Origin of the sequence: Pseudomonas sp. B14(2022), assembly GCF_012030485.1 — a bacterium.
Lineage (GTDB): Bacteria > Pseudomonadota > Gammaproteobacteria > Pseudomonadales > Pseudomonadaceae > Aquipseudomonas.
On the sequence record NZ_JAAUVM010000001.1, the window covers coordinates 476,440 to 499,282 of the forward strand.

The following is a 22,843-nucleotide window of genomic DNA, read 5'->3' on the forward strand; positions in this document are numbered from 1 at the left end:
GCCAGTTGGCACACTCCCTGCTCTACCCCTTGGGCAAGCGCACACAGCGCGCTCCTCAAGGTAAACGCAGATGATCCACTGGCATATCGTGTGTGACTTCGACGGGACCATTACCCCCACCGATGTCATCGACAACGTCCTCCAACGCTTCGCCGGCCCCGAGTGGGAAACCATCGAACAGGAATGGCTGGATGGGCATATCGGTTCCCGCGAATGCCTGAGCCGCCAACTGGCGCTGATCAAGGCGACCCCAAGCGAACTGCTGGCGTACTTCGACAGTGTCGAGATCGACCCGGACTTCCCGGATTTCGTCGATCACGTCATGGGCCTGGGTGCGTCCATCGAAGTGGTCAGCGACGGCATCGAGCAAGGCATCGCGCGGATCCTGTCGCGCAACTACGTGACCTTGCTGCCGATCCTCGCCAACCGCCTGCGCCAGGTCGACCAGAACAGCTGGCGCATCGACTTCCCGTACGCCAGCGACGCCTGCCGCGCGGCGTCCGGCAACTGTAAGTGCAAATCCACCCCGCGCAACAAGCGCGTGCTGGTGATCGGCGACGGCAAGTCGGACATGTGCGTGGCCTCCGCCGCCGACTTCGTGTTCGCCAAAGGCAGCCTCGCCCTGTACTGCGAAGCCAACAACATTCCTTACGCGCGCTTCGACACCTTCGCCGAAGTGCCTGCATTGCTGGCCCGACTGCCTCAGGGCATCGCCGCCAACGCCACCCCTTTTTCTGCTGCCGACAACCAGGAACTCTTCCATCATGTCTGATATCCGCATCGCTACCGCCGAAGACCAGATCCTTCTGGATAAAGAAGCCAAGTACTGCTCCTACGGCGACACCGTCCACTACATCGAGCCACCGCGTATTTTCAGCCGTTGCGAAGGTTCCTACGTGTGGGACACCGAAGACCAGGCCTACCTCGACCTGCAAATGTGGTACTCGGCGGTCAACTTTGGCTACGCCAACCCGCGCTTGAACAACGCGCTGAAACAGCAGATCGACACCCTGCCGCAAATCGCCAGCCAGTACCTGCACAAAGGCAAAATCGAGCTGTCGGAAATGATCGCGGTGGACGCCAAGAAGAAATTCGGCCTCGACGGTCGCGTGCACTTCAACGTCGGCGGCTCGCAGTCGATCGAAGACTCCCTGAAAGTGGTGCGTAACGCCACCAACGGCAAAAGCCTGATGTTCGCCTTCGAAGGCGGCTACCACGGGCGTACCCTCGGCGCCTCGTCGATCACGTCCAGCTACCGCTACCGTCGTCGCTACGGTCACTTCGGCGAGCGTGCCCAGTTCATCCCGTTCCCGTACCACTTCCGCGGCCCCAAAGGCATGACCAAGGAAGAGTACGGCAGCCACTGCGTGCAGCAATTTGCCCGCTTGTTCGAGACCGAATACAACGGTGTGTGGGACCCGAAAGTCGGCCAGAGTGAATACGCCGCGTTCTACGTCGAGCCGATCCAGGGCACCGGTGGCTACGTGATCCCGCCGATGAACTTCTACCGCGAGCTCAAGCATGTGCTGGACCAGCACGGCATCCTGATGGTGTCCGACGAAATCCAGATGGGCTTCTACCGCACCGGCAAACTCTGGTCGATCGAGCACTTCGACGTACAACCGGATGTAATCGTGTTCGGCAAGGCGCTGACCAACGGCCTCAACCCACTGGGCGGCATCTGGGCCCGTGAAGAGTTGATCAACCCGAAGATCTTCCCGCCAGGTTCGACCCACTCCACCTTCGCCTCCAACCCATTGGGCACGGCGGTGGGCCTGGAAATGTTCAAGATGACCAACGAAGTCGACTACGGCGCGATGGTCATGGCCAAAGGCAAATTCTTCCTCGAAGGCCTGCAAGACCTGCAGAAGCGTTTCCCGATCATCGGCGACGTCGACGGCCTGGGCCTGGCCCTGCGCTGCGAAATCTGCGGCCCGGACGGCTTTACGCCAGACAAGGCGACCCTGGACTACATGGTCGAAGAAGGCATGAAAGGCGACATGGTGGTGGATGGGCGCAAACTCGGCCTGATCCTCGACGTGGGCGGCTACTACAAAAACGTGATCACCCTGGCACCGTCCCTGGAAATCAGCTACCCGGAAATCGAGCTGGGCCTGAAGCTGCTCGAACAACTGCTGGTACGGGCGACCAAACGGTGAACGCAACTGGGATCGACCTCGGTGAAGGTAGTGCCGGTTTCGTTCTCGGTGAAGGTCCGGTCGGGATCCTGTTGATCCACGGCCTGACCGGCACCCCGACGGAATTGCGCCAGGTCGCCAAGGGCCTGGCCAAGGCGGGTAACTGCACGGTGTACGTGCCCACCCTGGCCGGGCATTGCGGCGATAACAGCGACCTGCAGGCCACTGGCTGGCGCGACTGGTACGAAGGCGTGCGCAAGACCTTCGTACAGGTCAGGCAACGCCACGAACAGGTGTTTGTCGGTGGCTTGTCCATGGGCGCGGTGATGTCGATGTACGTGGCCGCCGAGCACCCAGGGCAAGTCGCCGGGCTGCTGATGTATTCCACCACCCTCAAGTACGACGGCTGGAGCATCAACAAGCTGGCATTCCTCACGCCGTTGCTGATGAAGATTCCGTTCGGCGTGCACGTCTGTCGCTTCGAAGAGAAGCCGCCCTACGGCATCAAGAACGAACGCTTGCGGGCAATCGTCGAGCGGCAGATGAAGGAAGGGGAGAGCAGCGAAGCCGGTTTGTTGACCATGGAAGGCATCACGGTGCGCGAGTTGCACCGCATGAACGCCGTGGTCAGGAAACGCATGCCCAAGGTCAAGGTGCCGGCCCTGGTGTTGCACTCCCTCGAAGACGACATCACCAGCCGCTGGAACGCCGATTACGTGGAGCGTCACCTGGGTGGCCCGGTGACCAAGATCCTGCTGGACAACTGTTACCACATGATCACCGTCGACCTGCAATACCGGCGGGTGATCGAGTTGAGTGCCGACTTTGTCGAGCAGCACACGGGCGTCAGCCCAATACAGGTCGATGTGGGAGCTGTCGAGCTTCAGCGAGGCTGCGATGCAGGCGCCTCGGTCTTTCAGGTACACCGAGGTGATGCCATCGCAGCCTCGCCGGGGCTCGACAGCTCCCACATTTGATCGGCGTTCACCACAGAAATAAGGGATACCTGTGATCACCACCCAAGCCTTCCCGACTATCCGGGCCCTCCAGCGTAGTGCCTGGAACGACTGTTTTCCCGGTGCGCTGGAAGACTGGGACTATTACGTCGCCGTGGAAAACGCCGCCATCGATGACTTCCAATGGCGCTACCTGGCGGTCTACGACGATGGAACGCTGGTGGCCGTGGCCACTGCGTTCATCACCCATTACCGGCTCGACACCACGGTGTCGGGCGCCGGCAAGCGTTTGGCCGAACGTGTGGAGCGGCTGTGGCCGGGTGTTTTGCAATTGGGCCTGTATGCCATTGGCTCCCCGGTGGCCGAGCGTTGCGACGCCGGGGTTGCCAGTGGCGTGCCCGAGTCGCGTCGCCCGTTGTTGCTTAAACACTTGCTGGACGCCGCGCGACAGGATGCCGATGATTTCGGTATCGGCCTGGTGGCGGTCAAGGATGCACCCAGCCAGGACCCGCATTGGCTCGACAGTTGCCGGGCGGTGGGTTTTCAAAGCATGCCGAGCTTGCCCACCGGGGTGTTGCCGCTGCCGTACGGCTCGGTGGACGCCTACCTCGGCTCGCTGGGCAAATCCACCCGCAAGGACTTGCGCCGCAAGCTGCGTGCACCGGGACCACGGGTGGAATGGCGAGGCAATATCGACGATGTGCTGCCCGAGGTCATGCGCCTGTACGAGGCCACGCTGAAGCGGGCCGAGTTGCAGTTCGAACGCCTGCCTGCCGGTTATTTTACCGGCGTGCTGGAACGCCTTGGCGATCGCGCCGTCTGTGTTCTTTACTGGGTCGACGAGCAGTTAGTGGCGTTCAACCTGATCCTGGTGGACGAGCACCGGCTGGTGGACAAGTTTTTCGGGCATGACGTTGCGTTCTCCCGTGACTACAACCTGTACTTCCGCAGTTGGCTGACCAACGTCGACTACTGTATTCAACACAATATTGCGGTGTATGAGTGCGGTCAGGCCGGGTATGCCAGTAAGCTGCGCCTGGGCTGCGAGTTCCAGGGCAACAGTGTGTTTTTCCGCCACCGCAACCGGCTGGTCAACGGCCTGCTCAAGCTTGTAAAACTGTTTATTCGACCGGATCGTTCCGACCCTGCCATGGCTGCTGCGATAAGCGAAACCTGATGATCACCAAGACCCGCCAGAAAGCCCGCCCCTTTGCCATTTCGCGCTGGAGCGTCCAGCGCAAGCTGGTGCTGGCGTTCTGGCTGGTCAGCGTGATTCCCACCATGATCGCGGCAGAGCTGGCGGCGACCACGCTGTCGCAGATTTTCGACAGCAACGTGCGTATCTGGCTGCAAGAATCGACCAAGATCGTCAAGGATGAGATCGGCGACATCCTTCACGACAACGCGCGCATGGCCAAGTTGTTCCTGCGCTACACCAGCCCGCCCTCAAGCAAGCAGGCCGCCAAGCATGACCGGCTGACCGCGGACATCGCCGATGCCACTGACATCGACGTGGTGGCGCTGATTCGCACCAGCGATCAAAAGGTGGTGTTCAGTACCGCCTCCGATGACATCGTCAAACAGATCAGCCTGACCAGCAACGCGGTGCTGCAGACCGTGCAAGTGGCGGGGGTGAGCACGGGGATTGTGGTCTCGACCTTCGAAACCAGCCAGGACGGCGTCGACTACCGCTTGTTGGTGGCGACCTACCTGGACAGCAGCTTCCTCACCAGCGTGGCCGATGTGCATTCCCTCGACCTGCGCTTGTACCTGGCCAACCCCGAGGGGTTCTCGGAGATATTTTCGACCCAGCGCTTTGTGGATCACCCTTCGCGCATCCCGAAAAGTGTCGAGACCGCGATGCGCAACACCAAGCAGCCCAGCGAGCAGTTCACCAACAGCTACAGTGGGTTGTACTGGCCGATCTTCAATGACGCCGGTGACCTGCAAGGCGTGATTTTCAGCGGCCTGCTGCGCCATACCAGCCTGGTGGGGCTGGTGAACCAGAGCAACCTGTTCGTGCTGATTTTCCTGCTCAGTTCGGCATTGTCCCTGGCGGCCGGTGTGCTGGTGTCGCGGCGCCTGACCAAGCCGTTGCGGGACTTGTCCGAAGGCGTGAGCGCGGTGATCTCAGGCAACTACGCGCACCGCGTGCTGGTCAGTGGTGGCGACGAACTGGCGCAATTGAGCAGCACCTTCAACCATATGACCGAGCGCCTGGGCGAGCTGCACCACCTCGAAGCCCAACTGCGCCGGCGTGATCGCCTGCATGCCCTGGGTGAAGTTGCCATGGGCCTGGCCCACGAGATTCGTAACCCGTTGGGCATCATCAAGACGGCTACCCAGTTGTTGCACCGCCGCGCAGACCTGCCGGACGCCGACAAGCGTCACCTGGAATATGTGATCAGCGAAGTCAGCCGCATCAACGACTTGATCACCGAGTTCCTCGACTTTGCCAAACCCAACCCACCGTTGCGCGTGCTGCAGCCGGCCCGCCCGTTGGTGGAGGAGATCCTTGGCTTCTGTGCGCCGGAACTGGCCAGCCATAACATCGACGCGCAGATCGATGACCAGGCGCCGGGAGCGACGATCTACGCCGATGCCAAGCAGCTCAAGCAGGCGTGCCTCAACCTGATTATCAACGCTATCGATGCCATGCCCGAAGGCGGGTGCCTGACCCTGGGCATTCGCAGCCTGGGCGACAACACCGTCATCACCATCGCCGACACCGGCCAGGGCATTGCGCCGGAGATGATCGAGCGCATCTTTACGCCCTTCGTCACCACCAAGGCCTCGGGCACGGGCCTGGGCCTGGCCAAAGTCTATTCGATCATGGAAAGTCACGACGGCAGCATCGAATGCGCCAGCGAAAACGATGCCGGTGCCACCTTCAGCCTGTACATTCCAGCGATAGGCGAAGACGACGAGGACAGTCATGACGCATAACATTCTGGTAGTCGACGACGAACCCAAGCTCTGCGACCTGCTGGCGTCGGCCCTGGGCCAGAACAACGTGCAGGTGTTCATTGCGGGCAACGGCCTGCATGCGCTCAAGGTGCTGGAACAGGAAGACATTGACCTGGTGATCAGTGACTGGCGGATGCCGGGCATGGACGGGCCGGCCTTGTTGGCCGAGATCAAGGTGCGTTATCCCCACGTGCCGGTGATCGTGATGACCGCCTACAGCACGGTGAAAAACGCCGTGCAGTCGATGCGCAACGGTGCCTACGACTACATCGCCAAGCCGTTCGATATCGACGAGCTGGACATCACCGTGGCCAAGGCCCTGCAGTTTCGCGACATCATGCGCGACAACGTCCGCCTGCGCGCCGAGCTGGATGAGCAGACGCAGTTCGACAGCCTGGTCGGCGACAGCCCGGCGTTTCGCAAAGTGCTGCAGGCGGTGGATTCGGTGCGCGACAGCAGCACCACCATTCTGCTGACCGGCGAAAGCGGCACCGGCAAGGAAATGGTCGCCCGCGCCATCCATAAGCACGGCAGCCGTGCCGACAAACCGTTCGTGGCGGTCAACTGCGCGGCGATCCCCGAAGGGCTGCTGGAAAGCGAAATGTTCGGCCATCGCAAGGGCGCGTTTACCGGCGCCGTGTCTGACCGGGTAGGGCGTTTCCAGCAAGCCGACAAGGGCACGCTGTTTCTTGATGAAGTGGGCGATATGCCCTTGGCGCTGCAAGCCAAGATCCTGCGGGCCTTGCAGGAGCGGGTGATCGAGCCGGTGGGCGACCCGCGCGAGCGCAAGGTGGATGTACGGGTGATCGCCGCCACCAACAAGAACCTGCTGGAGGCGGTGGCCAATAAAGAGTTTCGCGAAGACCTGTATTACCGCCTCAACGTCTTCCCGATCCCGCTGCCGGCCCTGCGTGAGCGTGTGGAGGACATCGCGCCCCTGGCCCGTCACTTTGCCCAGACCCTCAGCGCCACGGCCGGCAAGCGTATCACCGGTTTCAGCCCTGAGGCGTTGCAGGCCATGGCCGCGTATCACTGGCCGGGCAATATTCGTGAGCTGCAAAACTGTGTGGAGCGCGCGACCATCGTGGCCGCCACGCCTGTGATCGAAGACATTGATTTGCCGGGTTATCTGTTTGCTTCCAAACCCAGCGAAGGCGGCGTGACCGCGATCCTCAGCGACGGGCCGGGCATTCCCCGGGACCTGGATGCGGCGCTGGCGGAGGTGGAGAAGGCTTATATCCTGGCCGCCTTGCAGGAGAGCAACGGCGTGCAGGCTGCTGCGGCGGCGAAGATCGGTATTTCCGAGCGCAGTTTCTGGTATCGCCTGAAGAAGCTTGGGATCCAGGTCGACAAGATAGTTCGCTGACACGCCTCGATTAAAAATGTGGGAGGGGGCTTCCCCCCGATGGCAGTGGATCAGTTAAAGATGAGCTGACTGACACACCGCTATCGGGGGCAAGCCCCCTCCCACATTTTTTGGCCGAGTCGGGTCAGGTATGGATGCGTACCCAGATACTCACCAGGATCGTCGCGGCCATCAGCCACGCCACCGCTGCTACGGCTAAAGAGGCCTCCAGCCGCATTCGATCCACCATCACATACAGCGTCGCCAAATACACAAAATACGGAATGATCGACCACATCCCGAACAGGATGGTGGTCTTCAAGTCGTCCACCGAACGGCCCTTGCCGACGATGTAGTGGGCGATCAACGCAAAGGTCGGAAACAGCGGCACCAGCCCTGCGATGTAATAGTTTTTGGTCTTGGCCAGTGCCGCCAGGATCAACACCACCGCCGCGCCAAGGGCGGCTTTCAAAAAAAGATCCATCAGTGGCTCAACCCGTATTTCTTGACCTTGTCGAACAGGGTGGTCTTGGCCATGCCCAGTTCCTGACTGGCCTGGGTCAGGTTGCCGCCGCTGCGTTGCAGGGCATCGCTGAGCAGGTTGCGTTCAAAGGCTTCGACCGCCTCGGTAAAGGCCAGGCCTTGGCTGCCGCTGCTGCTGCCACTTTTCTTGAAGGCGGGCAGGCCGAGGGCGAAGCGTTCGGCGACGTTGCGCAGTTCGCGTACGTTGCCGGGCCAGTCGTGGCTCATCAGGCTGGACAGGGTCTGGTTGTCCAGTTCCGGCGCGGTGCGGTCAAAACGCAGCGACGACTGCTGCAGGAAGTGTTCGAACAGTTGCAGGATGTCCTCGCGGCGTTCACGCAGGGGCGGCAGTTCCAGGGTCACCACGTTGAGGCGGTAGTACAGGTCGCTGCGGAACTGGCTGGCGCGGCTCAGTTCGTCGAGGTCGGACTTGGTGGCGGCGATTACCCGGCAATCCACGGCCACGCTCTGGTTCGAGCCCAGGCGTTCCAGGGTGCGCTCCTGCAACACCCGCAGCAATTTGATCTGCAGGTTGATCGGCATGCTTTCCACTTCATCGAGGAACAGCGTGCCTTCGTGGGCGTGCTCGATCTTGCCGATACGGCGCTTGCCGGCGCCGGTAAAGGCGTTGGCTTCGTGGCCGAAAATCTCGCTTTCGAACAGGTTCTCGGGCAGGCCGCCGCAGTTGAGGGCGACGAACTGGTGATCGTGGCGGCGGCTGAAGTCATGCAGGCAACACGCGACCAGTTCCTTACCGGTGCCGGTCTCGCCTTCGATCAGCACGTTGGCCGAGGTGTCGGCGACGTTGGCGATCAGCTCACGCAGGTTCTGCATGGCCGGCGAGCGACCGATGATGCGGCCTTCCAACGAATCCCGTTCAGCCAACTGGCGGCGCAGCGACCAGACTTCCCGCGCCAGCCCGCGTTGTTCCAGGGCGCGACGTGCGACATCGACCAGGCGTTCGGGGGAGAAGGGCTTTTCCATGAAATCGTAAGCGCCATTGCGCATGGCGCCGACGGCCATGGAAATATCGCCGTGCCCGGTGATCAGCACCACGGGCAGGCTTTTATCCAGGGTCTTGAGACGGGTGAGCAGCTCCAGGCCGTCGATGCCCGGCAGGCGAATATCGCTGATCACAATGCCGGCGAAGTTCTCGCCGATACGTTTCAATGCCTCCTCGGCACTGCCCACGCCCACGCTTGGGATATCTTCCAGCGCCAGGGCTTGCTGGCAGCCGAGCAGCACATGGGGGTCGTCTTCGACGATCAGCACGGTGAGGTCTTGAGGATCAATATTCATGTCGACTCAGCTGGTTGAGCGCCCACCAGCGGCAGGCTCAGGACAAAGGCAGTTCCACCACCGGCCGGGTGTTCCACGGCGAGGCTGCCGCCGGTGGCCGCCGCGAGGCTGGCGGAGAGGGTCAGGCCCAGGCCCAGGCCTTGCTCGCCGGGTTTGGTGGTGAAGAACGGTTCGAATAAATGCTTGCGGACCTCGGCGTCGATGCCGTGGCCGTTATCGCGTACCAGCAGGCGGTATTTGCCCTCGGCGACGCTGCCTTCCAGCCACAACTCGGGAGCCGGTTGTGCCTGCATGGCGTCGAGGGCGTTGCCGATCAGGTTGACCAGGATCTGTTCCAGGCGTGTCTGGTCGATCTGCAATTGGGCCGGGATAAAGTCGCGGTGCAGGGTCAGCGGCAGGCTGTCCAGGCGTGGGCCGAGGACCTGGAACGCGGCGTCCACGGCCTTGGCCAGGCTGGCTTCGCCCTGGTCATCGCCGCGTCGGGCAAAGGAGCGCAGGCTGGCGGTGATGCGGCCCATGCGGTCGATCAGTTCGTTGATGGTCTTGAGGTTGGCGCTGGCAGTGTCCAGGGCGCCGCGTTCGAGGAAGCGCACGGTGTTGCCGGACAAGGTGCGCAACGCGGCCAGCGGCTGGTTCAGTTCATGGGCAATGCTGGTGGACATCTGGCCGATGGCTGCCAGTTTGCCGGCCTGTACCAGTTCATCCTGGGCGCGGCGCAGGGTTTCTTCGGCCTGGCGCCGTTCGCGGATCTGGCCCTTGAGTCGTTCATTGCTGGCGCGCAGGTCGGCGGTGCGTTCGGCAATCCGTCGCTCCAGCTGGCTGTTGGCTTCCTGCAAGGCTTCCCGCGCAGCGAGGCGGGTGGCAATGACTTTGCGTCGCTCGTTCCAGGCAATCAGCAAAAACGCGACGAGGCCAAACGCGACAGCCACCAGGATGCCCTGGTTGATCGCCGCGCGGCGCAGGTCGTTGAGCGGGGTGAGCAGGGTGAAATTCCACGGTGTGTCGTTGAGTGGACGGGTTTGCGCCAGGTAGCTGACTTCGTGCTCGTCGTTGACCACTTCGGTGTTGGCCGGGAAGGTCAGCTTTTCGCTGCGTTCATTCAAGCGCTCGCGGGCCAGGGGTTCCAGCTCGTTCAGCGTGGCCCAGTAATATTGCAGGCTGTGCGCCAGGCGTTCCTTGATCTCATCGCTCAGCGGGCGTACCGCCTTGAGGCGACGGGCGGGATCGCTGGAGAGGATGATGATGCCGTTCTCGTCGCTCACAAAGGCTTCGAGGCGCGCACGTTGCCAGCGTTCCTCCAGGGCTTCCAGGCGCACTTTGACCACCGCCACGCCGATGATCTTGCCGTGCTCTTCCAGACCGTGGGCCAGGTAGTAACCGGGTTCGCCGTTGGTGCTGCCGATGCCGTAGAAACGCCCGGGCTGGCCGCGCACGGCATTCTGGAAATAGGCGCGAAAGGACAGGTCTTCACCCTGGTAACTGTCGGCATCGCGCCAATTACTGGTGGCCAGCACGCGGCCGGTGGTGTCCATCACGTAGATGGCCCGACTGCGACTGCGTCGGTTCAGGCCTTCGAGGTAGTCGTTGACCGCTTTGCGGGTTTCCTGGCTCGGCTCGGCCAGCAGCTTGGAGACACTGGTCTCCAGCTCCAGCAGGCTGGGCAGGTAGGTGTATTTGCTGATTTCGCTTTCGACGGTGCGGGCGTGCAGCTCCAGCTGGCGTTCGCCATTGTCGCTGAGCGTACGGATGCCGTAGTACTCACTGATCCAGAAGCCGATATAACCCAGGCCGATCATCAGGGCGATGATCAGCGGCGGCAGGAACAGTTGGCGAATCAGGCGAGGTTTCACGGCAAGTGATGGCGGTGCGGCGCGAAATTGGTTGGGGTCGCATTTCATCACAGATGCCTTGGGTCAACCAGAGCTGCCAGCCTGTGCGGTCCAATGCGGGAGGGGGCTGCCCCCTCCCACATTGGCCCGGTTTCTACAGTAGGCGCTATGGAGTGCTTAGTGCTGGAGGATTTTCTCAAGGAAGTGCTGCGCGCGCTCGGAGCGGGCGCTGACGTCGCCGAAGAATTCCTCTTTCGGGCAGTCTTCGATGATCTGGCCTTTGTCCATGAAGATCACGCGATCGGCCACTTTGCGGGCAAAGCCCATTTCGTGGGTCACGCACATCATGGTCATGCCTTCCTGGGCCAGTTGCACCATCACGTCCAGCACTTCGTTGACCATTTCCGGGTCCAGCGCCGAGGTCGGTTCGTCGAACAGCATGACGATCGGGTCCATGGCCAGTGCACGCGCAATGGCCACGCGTTGTTGCTGACCTCCAGAGAGTTGGCCGGGGTGCTTGTGGGCGTGTTCCGACAGGCCCACGCGCTCAAGCAGTTGCAGGCCTTTCTTGGTGGCTTCTTCCTTGCTGCGGCCGAGCACCTTGATCTGCGCGATGGTCAGGTTTTCGGTGATGGTCAGGTGCGGGAACAGTTCGAAGTGCTGGAACACCATGCCCACGCGCGAACGCAGTTGCGGCAGGTTGGTCTTCGGATCGGCGATGGACGTGCCGTCGACGATCACGTCGCCTTTCTGGAACGGTTCCAGCGCGTTGACGCACTTGATCAGGGTGGACTTGCCCGAGCCTGATGGCCCGCACACCACGATCACTTCGCCTTTTTTAACCTCGGTGCTGCAATCGGTCAGCACCTGGAAGTCGCCATACCACTTGTTGATGTTCTTGATAGAGATCATACGGCAAACCTTTTTTGCAGACGCTTGACCAGCAGCGAGGCGGAAAAGCTGATGATGAAGTAGACGACACCGGCGAAGATCAGGAACTCATTGGAGCGCCCGATGATGTCGCCGTTGGAGCGGGCGGAGTTGAGGAAGTCCACCAGGCCCACGGTGTAGACCAGCGAGGTGTCCTGGAACAGGATGATCGACTGTTGCAGCAGCAACGGGGTCATCTTGCGGAACGCCTGGGGCAGGATGATCAGGCGCATGGTCTGGCCATAGGTCATGCCCATTGCCTGTGCCGCCGCCATTTGGCCCTTGGGGATCGACTGCACGCCGGCCCGCACGATCTCACAGAAGTACGCGGCTTCGAACATCATGAACGCCACGACGCAGGAGGCGAACGCGCCGATCGGTGTGTCTTCGCCAGTGATCCAGCGCAACACGAACGGCACCGCCAGGTAGAACCAGGTGATCACCAGCAGCAGTGGGATCGAGCGGAAGTAGTTCACATAGGCGCCGGCCACCCGGGACAGCAGTTTGTTTGACGACAGGCGCATCAGTGCGAGGATCGTACCCAGCGCGATACCGCCGATCACGCCCATGACCATCAGCTTCAAGGTCATGACCATGCCGTTCCACAGGCCTGGGATGGCGGGGATGATGCCGCTGAAATCGAGTTCCATTATTTACCCCCCACGGAGATCAGGCCGGGCACGGCGACTTTCTTCTCGACCACGCGCATCAGCAGCATCAGGCTCATGTTCAGGGTGAAGTAGATCAGCGTGGCCAGGGTGAAGGCTTCAAACAGGTTGGCCGAGAACTCGGCGGTCTGTTTGGTTTGTGCCAGCAGTTCCATCAGGCCGATCAAGGACGCCACGGAGGAGTTCTTGAAGACGTTGAGGAATTCCGAGGTAAGCGGTGGAATGATGATCCGGTAAGCCTGGGGCAGCAGCACGTTCCAGTAGATCTGCGGCAGCTTGAAGCCCATGGCACGCGCGGCGGCCTCTTGGCCGCGTGGCAGCGCCTGGATACCGGTGCGCACTTGCTCGCACACACGGGCAGCGGTGAACAGGCCCAGGCACACGACAACGCTCAGGTAGGCCGAGGTGGTCGGGTTCAGGTCCTGCTTGTACCAGTCCTGCAGGTTTTGCGGCAGCAGGTCGGGTATCAGGAAGTACCAGATGAACAGCTGCACCAGCAGCGGCACGTTACGAAACAGTTCCACGTAGCAGGTCGCGATGCCTGATACGAGGCGGTTTGGCACAGTGCGCATGACCCCAAGAATGGAGCCCAGCAGCAAGGCGATAATCCATGCCACGACAGCGATGGCGATGGTCCAGCCCAGGCCGGCGATGTACCAGTCGAGATAAGTCTCGCTGCCCACGCCGGTGGACTTGAAGAACACGCCCCAGTCCCAGTTGTAATTCATTAGGGTCTCCCCTCGAGATCGATCGATGTACAAGCACCCGCTTGGGGAAAGTCCATTCCCGCCTGACGATGAACGCCAGGCACACACGATCGGCTCGAAAACCGCCAGGTCGAGTGTTCCAAAGTATAGCCAGCAGGTAGTAACAGACGCCTGAGGGAGGGTTGGCTCCCTCAGGCGATAAGGTTAGTCAGAAATCAGATTTTTACGTCAGGCGCCGGCTTGTCAGTCGGGTTCTTGATCAGTTCCTTAACCTTGTCGCTCATTGGGAAGTTCAGGTTCAGGTTTTTGGGTGGGATCGGGCTTTCGAACCACTTGGCGTAGATCTTGTTGATTTCGCCGGACTTGTACAGGCCCGCGATGGCGTCATCTACCGCTTTCTTGAAGGCAGGGTCTTCTTTGCGAACCATGCACGCGTAGGCTTCGAAGGACTGTGGAGTACCGGTGATGACCCAGTCATCCGGCTTCTTGGCCTTGGCTTCTTCACCGGCCAGCAGGGCGTCGTCCATCATGAAGGCTACGGCACGGCCGCTTTCCAGCATCTGGAAGGACTCGCCGTGGTCTTTGGCGGAGATGACGTTCATGCCCATCTGCTTGTCAGCGTTCATCGCCTTGATGATGCGCTCGGACGTGGTGCCGGCGGTGGTGACGACGTTCTTGCCTTTCAGGTCGGCGAAGTCGGCGTAGCTAGGCTTGCCTTCCTTGTCTTTCTTGACCAGCAGACGGGTGCCGATTTCGAAGATGTTGGTGGTGAAGGCGACTTGCTGAGCGCGTTCGGCGTTGTTGGTGGTGGAACCGCACTCAATGTCGACGGTGCCGTTCTGAACCAGCGGAATACGGGTCTGCGAGGTGACCAGGTTGTACTTGGCCTGCAGATCGGGTTTGTTCAGGTCTTTTTTCAGGGCTTCAACGATGGCCAGCTGAATGTCGTGAGAGTAGCCCACAGGTTTGCCCGAACCATCCGCAATGTAGGAAAACGGAATGGAGCTGTCGCGGTGCCCGAGGGTGATGGTGCCGGAGTCGTTGATTTTCTTCAGCGTGCCGGTGAGTTCGGCGGCAAAAACTGGAGTGCTGATCAGAGCAGCAGCGATAGCTGCGCCCAGGATATGGGGAACGATGCGCATCAATACTTCCTCGACATTTGTTTTTTTTATGAAGCCGGCTAGACGGCTCTCTTGTACAGCGAATGCCCGTGACGGCTCCTAAGGCGTTTCAGGCAATCGTCAAAGAGTGTAGAGCATGAGTCGTGCCAGACCCGGATCAAAAGGTTAACCGTATGATTTATATAAAGATTAAATTTGTGTGGCAGCGTATGTGTAACTGTTTGATCCGGCAAACCGAATAGGCTTGCCTGTGGCGTTCGGAAAACCGAATGCCAAGGCCGGCATAAAAAAGCCCCTGGGCCTTACGGCGCAGGGGCTTTTGTACGACGGGCCTGTCAGGCCGCTTCGATCTTGCTGCGGTTCTGCTCAACCTTGGACAGGTAGCGCTGCAGGTTGTCCTGTTCCTGCGGAGTGGTGAACAGGCCGAGTTTGGTGCGGCGCCACAGCACGTCCTGGGGCTGGGTTACCCATTCCTCGGCACACAGGTAATCGACCTCGCGGGTGTACAGGCCGCCACCCAGATGCTCGCCCAGGTCAGCCAGCGATTGCACGCCTTCCAGCAGGCGCCAGGTGCGGCTGCCATAGGTGGTGGACCAACGGCGCGCGATCTCGCTCGGCACCCAGTCGAATTTGCTGCGAATGGCCTCGGCCAGGGCTTCTGGCGTGGTCATGTCCTCGCCGCCGGGCAGGCTGGCGGTGGCGGTCCAGCTTGGACGCATCTGGGTGAAGTACGGGGCCAGTTGCGCCATCGCCGATTCGGCGAGCTTGCGATAGGTGGTCAGCTTGCCGCCGAACACCGACAGGATCGGTGCCTCACCCACGCCACCGGACAGCGACAGGGTGTAGTCGCGGGTGATGGCCGACGGGTTGTCCGACTCGTCGTTGCAAAGTGGGCGCACACCCGAGTAGGTGTGGACGATGTCGTCGCGGCTCAGCTGTTTCTTGAAGTGCGCGTTAACCACCTTGAGCATGTAGTCGGTTTCACCTTCGGTGATCGCCACTTTCGCCGGGTCGCCGGTGTATTCGCGGTCGGTGGTGCCGATGATGGTCAGGTGGTTCAGGTACGGAATGGTGAAGACGATACGCTGGTCTTCGTTCTGCAGGATGTGTGCGTGGGCGCCTTCATACAGCTTCGGCACGATCAGGTGGCTGCCCTGGATCAGGCGGATGCCGTAGGGCGAGTCCAGCTTCAGGTCGTCCCTGATGAACTTGGCGACCCACGGGCCGGCGGCGTTCACCAGCGCGCGGGCGCGGATCGAGAACAGGCTGCCATCGGCGCGTTCCATGTTCATGTCCCACATGCCATTGCTGCGATGGGCGCTGATGCAGCGGGTCTGGGTGTGGATATGCGCACCCTTTTCACGGGCAGCCATGGCGTTGAGTACCACCAGGCGCGCGTCGTCGACCCAGCAGTCGGAGTATTCGAAGCCTTTGGTGATTTCGCTTTTCAGCGGGCTGTCGGGGCCGAACTTGAGGCTCTTGGAGCCAGCAAGTTTCTCGCGCTTGCCCAGGTGGTCATACAGGAACAGGCCGGCACGGATCATCCACGCCGGGCGCAGGTGTGGGCGGTGTGGCAGGACAAAGCGCATCTGCTTGACGATGTGCGGGGCCTTGGCCAGCAGCACTTCACGTTCGGCCAGGGCTTCGCGTACCAGGCGGAATTCGTAATGTTCGAGGTAGCGCAGGCCGCCGTGGATCAGCTTGCTGCTGGCGGAGGAGGTGTGGCTGGCCAGGTCGTCCTTTTCGCAAAGGAATACCGACAAACCGCGACCGGCTGCGTCTGCTGCAATGCCGACGCCATTGATCCCGCCACCGATTACGGCAACGTCATAGACTTCGGCAAGCGGTGGAGCAGGCAAGGTAGAAGGGTTCATCGGCTGGCCTCGGGATCTTTTTCATATTGGAAATCGAACATTAATGTTCATTTTCGAAAATGGTAGCTGATAAACGTGGCCACAGCCAGCCGACTTCGATTGAAAAAACTCATCGAAGGGCGGGAAAAGGAAAATTTGTGAACATAAGCCTGGGCAAGGCTCGAGAAAAAAGCGCTGGATAAACCGCCATCGGGGGCAAGTCGAATCGTCGCCCCCGATGGCGTCAGTGCAGGCGCTATACGACTTCCAGACGAACCTTGTGCTGATTCAGCAACTGCACCAAGGCGGGCACCGGCTCCTGATCCGTCACCAGGCAGTCCACCAGGCTGATCGGCCCGAGTCGAATCATGGCATTGCGCCCGAATTTGCTCGAGTCCGCCGCCAGGATCACCTGGCGCGCATTGGCGATGATCGCCTGGGAAACCCGGACTTCCTGGTAGTCGAAGTCCAGCAGGCTGCCGTCCTCGTCGATACCGCTGATACCCACCAACGCGAAGTCGACCTTGAACTGGTTGATGAAGTCGACACTGGCCTGGCCCACCACGCCGCCGTCACGGCGCACATTGCCGCCGGTCAGCAACACATCGAAGTCGTCCTTGGCGCTGAGCATGGTGGCGACGTTGAGGTTGTTGGTGATGATTTTCAGGTGGTTGTGGTTGAGCAGCGCACGGGCGATGGATTCGGTGGTGGTGCCGATATTGATGAACAGCGAGGCGTGATCGGGGATTTGTGCCGCGATGGCTTCGCCGATGCGTTGTTTCTCATCGCGCATCTGGTCGGCACGCATGGCGTACGCGGTGTTCTCGACACTGGAGTCATAGGCCGCGCCGCCGTGGTAGCGGCGCAGCAGATTGGCGTCCGCCAGCTGGTTGATGTCGCGGCGGATGGTTTGCGGGGTGACAACGAATAGCTGCGCCATTTCCTCGATACTCACGTAGCCGCGTTCGCGGACCAGTTCGAGGATTTGCTGCTGGCGGGGAGGCAGATTCATGGGGCGTCCTTTGGGCTGCCATACAAAAGTGGCCCATGATGACGCAGGAATCTGCTCCCTGCCAGTTACAACCCAATATGGGTCCAGCGCGTGGCTTATTCGGCGCCTTCGTGCGGTTCCCAGTCACGGGTGCGGCTTACCGCTTTTTGCCAGCCGGCGTAGAGTTTCTCTTTGGCGGTTTCTTCCAGTTGCGGTTCGAATTCGCGCTCGATCACGGCCTTGCCGCGCAACTCGTCCAGGCTGCTCCAGAAGCCACAGGCCAGGCCCGCCAGGTAAGCGGCGCCGAGTGCCGTGGTTTCACGCATTTGCGGACGTTCGACCTGGGTACCGAGGATATCGGCCTGGAACTGCATCAGGAAGTTGTTGGCCACCGCGCCGCCGTCTACGCGCAGGGCCTTGAGACGTTCGCCCGAGTCCTGTTGCATGGCGTCGAGTACGTCGCGGGTCTGGTAGGCAATTGACTCCAAAGCGGCACGAATAATGTGATCCACGCGTACGCCGCGGGTCAGGCCAAACAGTGCGCCACGGGCATACGGGTCCCAGTACGGGGCGCCCAGGCCGGTGAAGGCCGGCACCAGGTACACGCCGTTGCTGTCCTTGACCTTGCCGGCGAAGTATTCGGTGTCGGTGGCATCGGCGATGATTTTCAGCTCGTCCCGCAGCCATTGCACGGTGGAGCCACCGTTGAACACCGCGCCTTCCAGCGCATACGCCACTTCGCCACGCGGGCCACAGGCGATGGTGGTGAGCATGCCGTGCTTGGATTTCACCGCTTTATCACCGGTGTTCATCAGCAGGAAGCAGCCGGTGCCGTAGGTGTTCTTGGCCTGGCCGGCCTCCACGCACATCTGGCCGAACAGCGCCGCTTGCTGGTCACCGGCGATACCGCCGATGGCGATGCCGCTTTTGGTGCGGCCGTAGATCTCGGAGGAAGACTTCACTTCCGGCAGCATTTCCCGCGGAACGTCGAGGATCTCCAGCATCTTCGCATCCCACTCCAGGGTGTGGATGTTGAAGAGCATGGTGCGCGAGGCGTTGGTGTAGTCGGTGACGTGGGTCTTGCCGCCGGTAAATTTCCAGATCAGCCAGCTGTCGATGGTGCCGAACAGCAACTCGCCGTTGCGCGCGCGCTCGCGGCTGCCTTCGACGTTATCGAGGATCCACTTGAGCTTGGTGCCGGAGAAGTACGGGTCGGTGACCAGGCCGGTGGTGTCGTTGATGTATTGCTCGTGACCGTCGCGCTTGAGCTGCTGGCAGATCTCGGTGCTGCGGCGGCACTGCCAGACGATGGCGTTGTAGATCGGACGGCCGGTGACCTTGTCCCATACCACGGTGGTTTCACGCTGGTTGGTGATACCGATGGCGGCGACCTGGTCATGGTGCAGGCCGGCTTGTGCCAGGGCTTCTACCATCACCGCGCTCTGGGTGGCGAAGATTTCCATCGGGTCATGTTCGACCCAGCCAGCCTGTGGGTAGTGCTGCGTGAATTCACGCTGGGCGGTGCAGACCACGTTGGCGTCACGATCAAAGATGATCGCCCGGGAACTGGTGGTGCCCTGGTCAAGGGCAATGATGTAGTTCTTATTCTGAAGGTCGGTCATATTGATTGCCTTGCACGGAAATAAGGAAGTCAGAAATCAGCCTGGGCCGCAAAGGGCAGAGGACCAGGCTGGCGCTTTCAGGAAATACGAGTCTTGCCGTTGACAGCCGTGTCAGTTGTTTCAGCTATAGCAGGTGCGGCGCTCGGCAAGTGGCGGGCAATCAGCCCGCGATAGGCCGCAGCACCGAGGCATGCGCCGACAATCGGCGCGAAAATCGGAACCAGGAAGTAAGGAATATCGCGGCCGCCAGTGAAGGCCATTTCACCCCAGCCGGCGAAAAAGGTCATCAGCTTGGGCCCGAAATCCCGCGCCGGGTTCATCGCAAAACCGGTCAGCGGCCCCATGGCGCTGCCAATCACCGCAATCAGCAGTCCGATCAGCAGGGGGGCCAGCGGGCCGCGCGGCAGGCCGTTGTTGTCATCGGTAAGGGCCATGATCACGCCCATCAGGATCGCGGTAATGACCATTTCCACCAGGAAGGCCTGGGCGGTGCTCAGCAGCGCGTGAGGGTAGGTGGAGAATACCGACGCCAATTCCAGACTGGCTTGGGTGCCGCGGACCATGTGGTGAGTTTGTTCGTAATCGAAAAACAGGTTGCTGTAGAGGGTGTACACCAGCGCGGCCGAGCAGAAGGCGCCGGCGACTTGGGCAAGAATGTAGAAGGGCAGTTTGCGCTTTTCGAAATCCGCAAAAATACACAGGGCGATACTCACCGCTGGGTTGAGGTGAGCCCCGGAGATGCCGGCGCTCAGGTAGATCGCCATGCTGACGCCGATCCCCCAGATGATACTGATTTCCCATAACCCAAAGCTGGCACCCGCGACCTTGAGCGCAGCGACACATCCCGTACCGAAGAAGATCAGAAGCGCAGTCCCCAGGAACTCAGCCATGCATTGGCTTGAAAGTGAAGGCTGTTGAAGAGCAGTTGTCATGGAAAACCTCGATTGTTGTTCTTGTCTGGCGCACGGCCTCAACGGGCGGTTGCGCGATTTTCACCGTGACGAGGATCCCCATCCAAGGCACGGCTTACTGCTGGAACTCTGTAGAGGTATTCCTACAGTATTCGGAAACGACAAAATATAGACAAGAATGACGGCTGTCAAAGGTCGAAAGTGAACTGTTGGTCACTTTCGAACTATTGGTTTGATGAATGATCACGCTCCCTGCGTTAAGTCTTGTCGGCGGGGAGGGCGGACTAGAGCGTTTTGCGCGGGCTTGGCCTAGAATTGGCCATCTTTTTGCCACGCCCGGAGAGGTCATGACCCCCGCATTGGATTTGTTGAAAAAAGTTCGCGCCGAACATCGCATCCACAGTTATGAACATGACCCCAAGGCGGCCTCCTATGGCCTGGAGGCCGCAGAAAAATTGGGCCTCGACCCGGCGCAGGTGTTCAAGACCTTGCTGGCCAGCAGTGAGAAAGGCGAATTATTGGTGGCCGTGGTGCCGGTCGTCGGAAGTCTGGACCTCAAAGCCCTTGCTCATGCGGCGGGGGTAAAAAAAGTCGAGATGGCGGATCCAGCCGCGGCGCAGCGTTCTACCGGTTACCTGCTGGGCGGTATCAGCCCGCTGGGGCAGAAAAAGCGTTTGCGCACATTTATCGACGTGACGGCGCAGCCGTTTGCGACAATTTTTGTGAGTGCGGGGAGAAGGGGGCTGGAGGTGGAGTTGTCCGCCGCGGTGCTGGCGGAACATACCCAGGCCAAATTTGCAGAAATTGGCCGGGTGTAATTCCTGGCCACTGGAGAGCCAATGTGGGAGGGGGCAAGCCCCTCCCACACGTTGATCATCGACTCAGCCAGCCGGGCTATAGCGCCGTACGCCGGACTCGGATCGAGGCACCTGCGCCGCGATGCTGCCTGACGCCTGGAACAGCACCAAATGTTCAGCGGCTACGCGAATGCCCACCTCGGCGCCCACCTGATGGTCGGCATGGCTCGGGAAAATCGACTCCAGCTGCGCGCCGGTCGGCAGTTGCAGGCGGTACAAGGTCGACGCGCCGAGGAAGGTCTTGCCGACGATCCGCGCTTTCAAGGGGCTGTCCGGCGCGTAGACGATGTCGTCCGGGCGTAGCAAGACGTCAACTGCACCGCCCGTAGGCCAGGTGTAGGCCCGGTTACCGCGCAGGTCCCCCAGTTCGGTATGGACGGAATCGGGCGAACTTAATTGGCCGCGGATGAAATAGCCCTGCCCAATAAAGCTGGCGACATAAGGCGTCAGTGGTTCGTGATAGAGGTTGTAGGGCGTGTCCCACTGCTCCAGGCGGCCTTCCTTGAAGACTCCGACGTGATCACTCACGGCGAACGCCTCTTCCTGGTCATGGGTGACCAGGATCGCACTGGTGCCCCGCGCCTTGAGGATATCGCGTACCTCGTGGCTGAGCTTGCGCCGCAGTTCGCCGTCGAGGTTGGAGAACGGCTCGTCCAGCAGCAACAGTTGTGGCTCCGGCGCCAGGGCGCGGGCGAGGGCGACGCGTTGCTGTTGGCCGCCCGACAGTTCGTGGGGGAATCGCTTGCCCAGGTTCTTCAGGTTGACCAATTCCAGCAGTTCGGCGACCACGCGGTCTTTTTGCGGGTGTTTGCGAATGCCGAAGGCGATGTTGTCGGCCACGCTGAGGTGGGGAAACAGCGCGTAGTCCTGGAACACCATGCCGATGCGACGTTTCTCCGGTGCCAGAGTAAAACCGGCGCTGGAGATCACTTCGCCGGCGAGGCTGATTTCGCCTTCGTGCACCGGCTCAAATCCGGCAATCGCCCGCAACGTTGTGGTTTTGCCGCAGCCCGAAGAACCGAGCAGGCAACCGATATCGCCGGCGTTGAGGTGCAGATTGAGGTTCTGCACCACCCGTTGATCCTGATAGCCGCATGCCAGATTGCGCAAGTTCAGCAGTAAGGGCTGGCTCATGCGTGGTGGTACGCCGGCTCGACGAGGAATTCGAGCAGGGCCTTCTGGGCATGCAGGCGGTTTTCGGCCTGGTCCCAAGCCACGGAGCGCGTGTCGTCGAGCAGGTCGAGGCTGATCTCTTCGCCACGGTGTGCCGGCAGACAGTGCATGAACAGTACATCGGGCGCGGCCAGGTCGAGCAGTTCCCGCGTAACCTGATAGGGAGCGAACATAGCGAGACGCTTGGCCGTTTCGTCTTCCTGGCCCATCGAGGTCCAGACGTCGGTGCTGACCAGGTGCGCGCCGATCACTGCATCCTTTGGATCGCGCAGGATTTGCACGCGGCCATCGGCCTTGGCCAGGAACTCGGCAGCCGGCTCGAAGCCTTCCGGGCAGGCAATGCGCAGGTGGAAGTCGAACTGAATCGCCGCTTCTATATAGCTGTTGCACATGTTGTTGCCGTCACCGATCCAGGCCACGGTCTTGCCTTGTATCGAGCCACGGTGCTCAAGGAAGGTCTGCATGTCCGCCAGCAACTGGCACGGGTGCAGGTCATCGGACAGGCCATTGATCACTGGCACGCGGGAGTAGGCGGCGAATTCGGTCAGGGTGCTGTGGGCAAAGGTGCGGATCATCACCGCATCGAGCATGCGCGACATGACGATCGCGCAGTCGCTGATCGGCTCGCCACGGCCCAGTTGGGTGTCACGCGGCGACAGGAAGATGGCCTGGCCACCCAACTGGATCATGCCGGCTTCGAAGGACAGGCGAGTGCGGGTCGACGACTTCTCGAAAATCATCCCGAGCACGCGGTTTTTCAAAGGCTCGAACAGTACGCCGCGGTTACGCAGGTCTTTAAGCTCAATGCCTCGACGGATCACGCTGACCAGCTCTTCGGGCGTGCAATCCATCAGGGAGAGAAAGTGCCTTGCGCTCATCATTAACTACCTTTTTGCAACAGACCGCAGATACTCAAAGCCTTGTTTATTGTGACAACGGGCGAGACCTGCGGCG

At 60.8% G+C, this 22,843-nt stretch carries 20 protein-coding genes; 7 read left to right on the plus strand and 13 right to left on the minus strand.

Annotated elements, in window-relative coordinates:
- Positions 1-70: 70 nt before the first annotated feature.
- From HCF10_RS02260 to HCF10_RS02285, 6 genes are read left to right on the plus strand one after another with little or no spacing between them, the layout of a single operon-like run.
- On the plus strand, positions 71-772 hold the full coding sequence (locus HCF10_RS02260) for an MtnX-like HAD-IB family phosphatase (RefSeq protein WP_167654808.1): 702 nt from the start codon (positions 71-73) through the stop codon (positions 770-772).
- Positions 765-2,159, plus strand: coding sequence for an aspartate aminotransferase family protein (locus HCF10_RS02265; protein ID WP_053133503.1), 1,395 nt, complete (start codon positions 765-767; stop codon positions 2,157-2,159). Before HCF10_RS02260 ends, HCF10_RS02265 begins: the two co-directional genes overlap by 8 nt.
- Positions 2,156-3,115 carry an alpha/beta fold hydrolase gene (locus HCF10_RS02270; RefSeq protein ID WP_167654809.1) on the plus strand — a complete coding sequence of 320 codons (960 nt, stop codon included), beginning with the start codon at positions 2,156-2,158 and terminating at the stop codon, positions 3,113-3,115. The genes HCF10_RS02265 and HCF10_RS02270 overlap by 4 nt, the downstream gene beginning before the upstream one ends.
- 31 nt (positions 3,116-3,146) lie before the next feature.
- Complete coding sequence (locus HCF10_RS02275; RefSeq protein ID WP_131697387.1) at positions 3,147-4,271, plus strand: GNAT family N-acetyltransferase; 1,125 nt, start codon at positions 3,147-3,149, stop codon at positions 4,269-4,271.
- Positions 4,271-6,040 (plus strand): HAMP domain-containing sensor histidine kinase, encoded by a 1,770-nt coding sequence (locus tag HCF10_RS02280; RefSeq protein ID WP_167654810.1) that lies wholly within the window; start codon positions 4,271-4,273, stop codon positions 6,038-6,040. Before HCF10_RS02275 ends, HCF10_RS02280 begins: the two co-directional genes overlap by 1 nt.
- Positions 6,030-7,427 (plus strand): sigma-54-dependent transcriptional regulator, encoded by a 1,398-nt coding sequence (locus HCF10_RS02285; protein WP_131697385.1) that lies wholly within the window; start codon positions 6,030-6,032, stop codon positions 7,425-7,427. The genes HCF10_RS02280 and HCF10_RS02285 overlap by 11 nt, the downstream gene beginning before the upstream one ends.
- Positions 7,428-7,551: 124 nt before the next feature.
- On the opposite strand, the gene HCF10_RS02290 is transcribed toward HCF10_RS02285, so the two are convergent.
- The 11 genes from HCF10_RS02290 to HCF10_RS02340 all read right to left on the minus strand — a co-directional run bounded on the left by HCF10_RS02290 (position 7,552) and on the right by HCF10_RS02340 (position 19,880).
- Positions 7,552-7,890: a GlpM family protein gene (locus tag HCF10_RS02290; protein ID WP_131697384.1), complete on the minus strand. Its 339-nt coding sequence runs from the start codon at positions 7,888-7,890 to the stop codon at positions 7,552-7,554.
- Positions 7,890-9,227, minus strand: a complete 1,338-nt coding sequence (locus HCF10_RS02295) for a sigma-54-dependent transcriptional regulator (RefSeq protein ID WP_167654811.1) — start codon at positions 9,225-9,227, stop codon at positions 7,890-7,892. The genes HCF10_RS02290 and HCF10_RS02295 overlap by 1 nt, the downstream gene beginning before the upstream one ends.
- Positions 9,224-11,125, minus strand: coding sequence for a sensor histidine kinase (locus tag HCF10_RS02300; protein ID WP_167654812.1), 1,902 nt, complete (start codon positions 11,123-11,125; stop codon positions 9,224-9,226). Before HCF10_RS02300 ends, HCF10_RS02295 begins: the two co-directional genes overlap by 4 nt.
- A gap of 108 nt (positions 11,126-11,233) precedes the next feature.
- A complete protein-coding gene (locus HCF10_RS02305) occupies positions 11,234-11,968 on the minus strand; it encodes an amino acid ABC transporter ATP-binding protein (protein ID WP_131697381.1) in 735 nt (244 codons plus the stop codon).
- Positions 11,965-12,636, minus strand: a complete 672-nt coding sequence (locus tag HCF10_RS02310) for an amino acid ABC transporter permease (RefSeq protein ID WP_131697380.1) — start codon at positions 12,634-12,636, stop codon at positions 11,965-11,967. The genes HCF10_RS02305 and HCF10_RS02310 overlap by 4 nt, the downstream gene beginning before the upstream one ends.
- Positions 12,636-13,382 carry an amino acid ABC transporter permease gene (locus tag HCF10_RS02315; protein WP_024073702.1) on the minus strand — a complete coding sequence of 249 codons (747 nt, stop codon included), beginning with the start codon at positions 13,380-13,382 and terminating at the stop codon, positions 12,636-12,638. The genes HCF10_RS02310 and HCF10_RS02315 overlap by 1 nt, the downstream gene beginning before the upstream one ends.
- Before the next feature lie 194 nt (positions 13,383-13,576).
- Positions 13,577-14,503, minus strand: a complete 927-nt coding sequence (locus HCF10_RS02320) for a glutamate/aspartate ABC transporter substrate-binding protein (RefSeq protein WP_090408822.1) — start codon at positions 14,501-14,503, stop codon at positions 13,577-13,579.
- Between the two features lie 314 nt (positions 14,504-14,817).
- Complete coding sequence (glpD, locus tag HCF10_RS02325) at positions 14,818-16,356, minus strand: glycerol-3-phosphate dehydrogenase (protein ID WP_145335140.1); 1,539 nt, start codon at positions 16,354-16,356, stop codon at positions 14,818-14,820.
- 235 nt (positions 16,357-16,591) lie between these two features.
- The gene (locus HCF10_RS02330; RefSeq protein ID WP_027604598.1) at positions 16,592-17,347 is read right to left on the minus strand and encodes a DeoR/GlpR family transcriptional regulator; all 756 of its coding nucleotides are present in this window, start codon (positions 17,345-17,347) and stop codon (positions 16,592-16,594) included.
- Between the two features lie 95 nt (positions 17,348-17,442).
- Positions 17,443-18,948 carry a glycerol kinase GlpK gene (gene glpK, locus HCF10_RS02335; protein WP_145335138.1) on the minus strand — a complete coding sequence of 502 codons (1,506 nt, stop codon included), beginning with the start codon at positions 18,946-18,948 and terminating at the stop codon, positions 17,443-17,445.
- 77 nt (positions 18,949-19,025) lie between these two features.
- Entirely contained in the window at positions 19,026-19,880 is an 855-nt protein-coding gene (locus tag HCF10_RS02340; protein WP_167654813.1) for an MIP/aquaporin family protein, read from the minus strand.
- A 326-nt stretch (positions 19,881-20,206) separates the two neighbouring features.
- Here HCF10_RS02340 and ybaK point away from each other — a divergent pair, with 326 nt between their 5' ends.
- Complete coding sequence (gene ybaK, locus HCF10_RS02345; RefSeq protein WP_167654880.1) at positions 20,207-20,677, plus strand: Cys-tRNA(Pro) deacylase; 471 nt, start codon at positions 20,207-20,209, stop codon at positions 20,675-20,677.
- A gap of 63 nt (positions 20,678-20,740) precedes the next feature.
- On the opposite strand, the gene HCF10_RS02350 is transcribed toward ybaK, so the two are convergent.
- Entirely contained in the window at positions 20,741-21,850 is a 1,110-nt protein-coding gene (locus tag HCF10_RS02350) for an ABC transporter ATP-binding protein (RefSeq protein ID WP_131697375.1), read from the minus strand.
- Positions 21,847-22,767, minus strand: a complete 921-nt coding sequence (gene argF, locus HCF10_RS02355) for an ornithine carbamoyltransferase (RefSeq protein ID WP_131697374.1) — start codon at positions 22,765-22,767, stop codon at positions 21,847-21,849. Before argF ends, HCF10_RS02350 begins: the two co-directional genes overlap by 4 nt.
- Between the last annotated feature and the right edge of the window lie 76 nt (positions 22,768-22,843).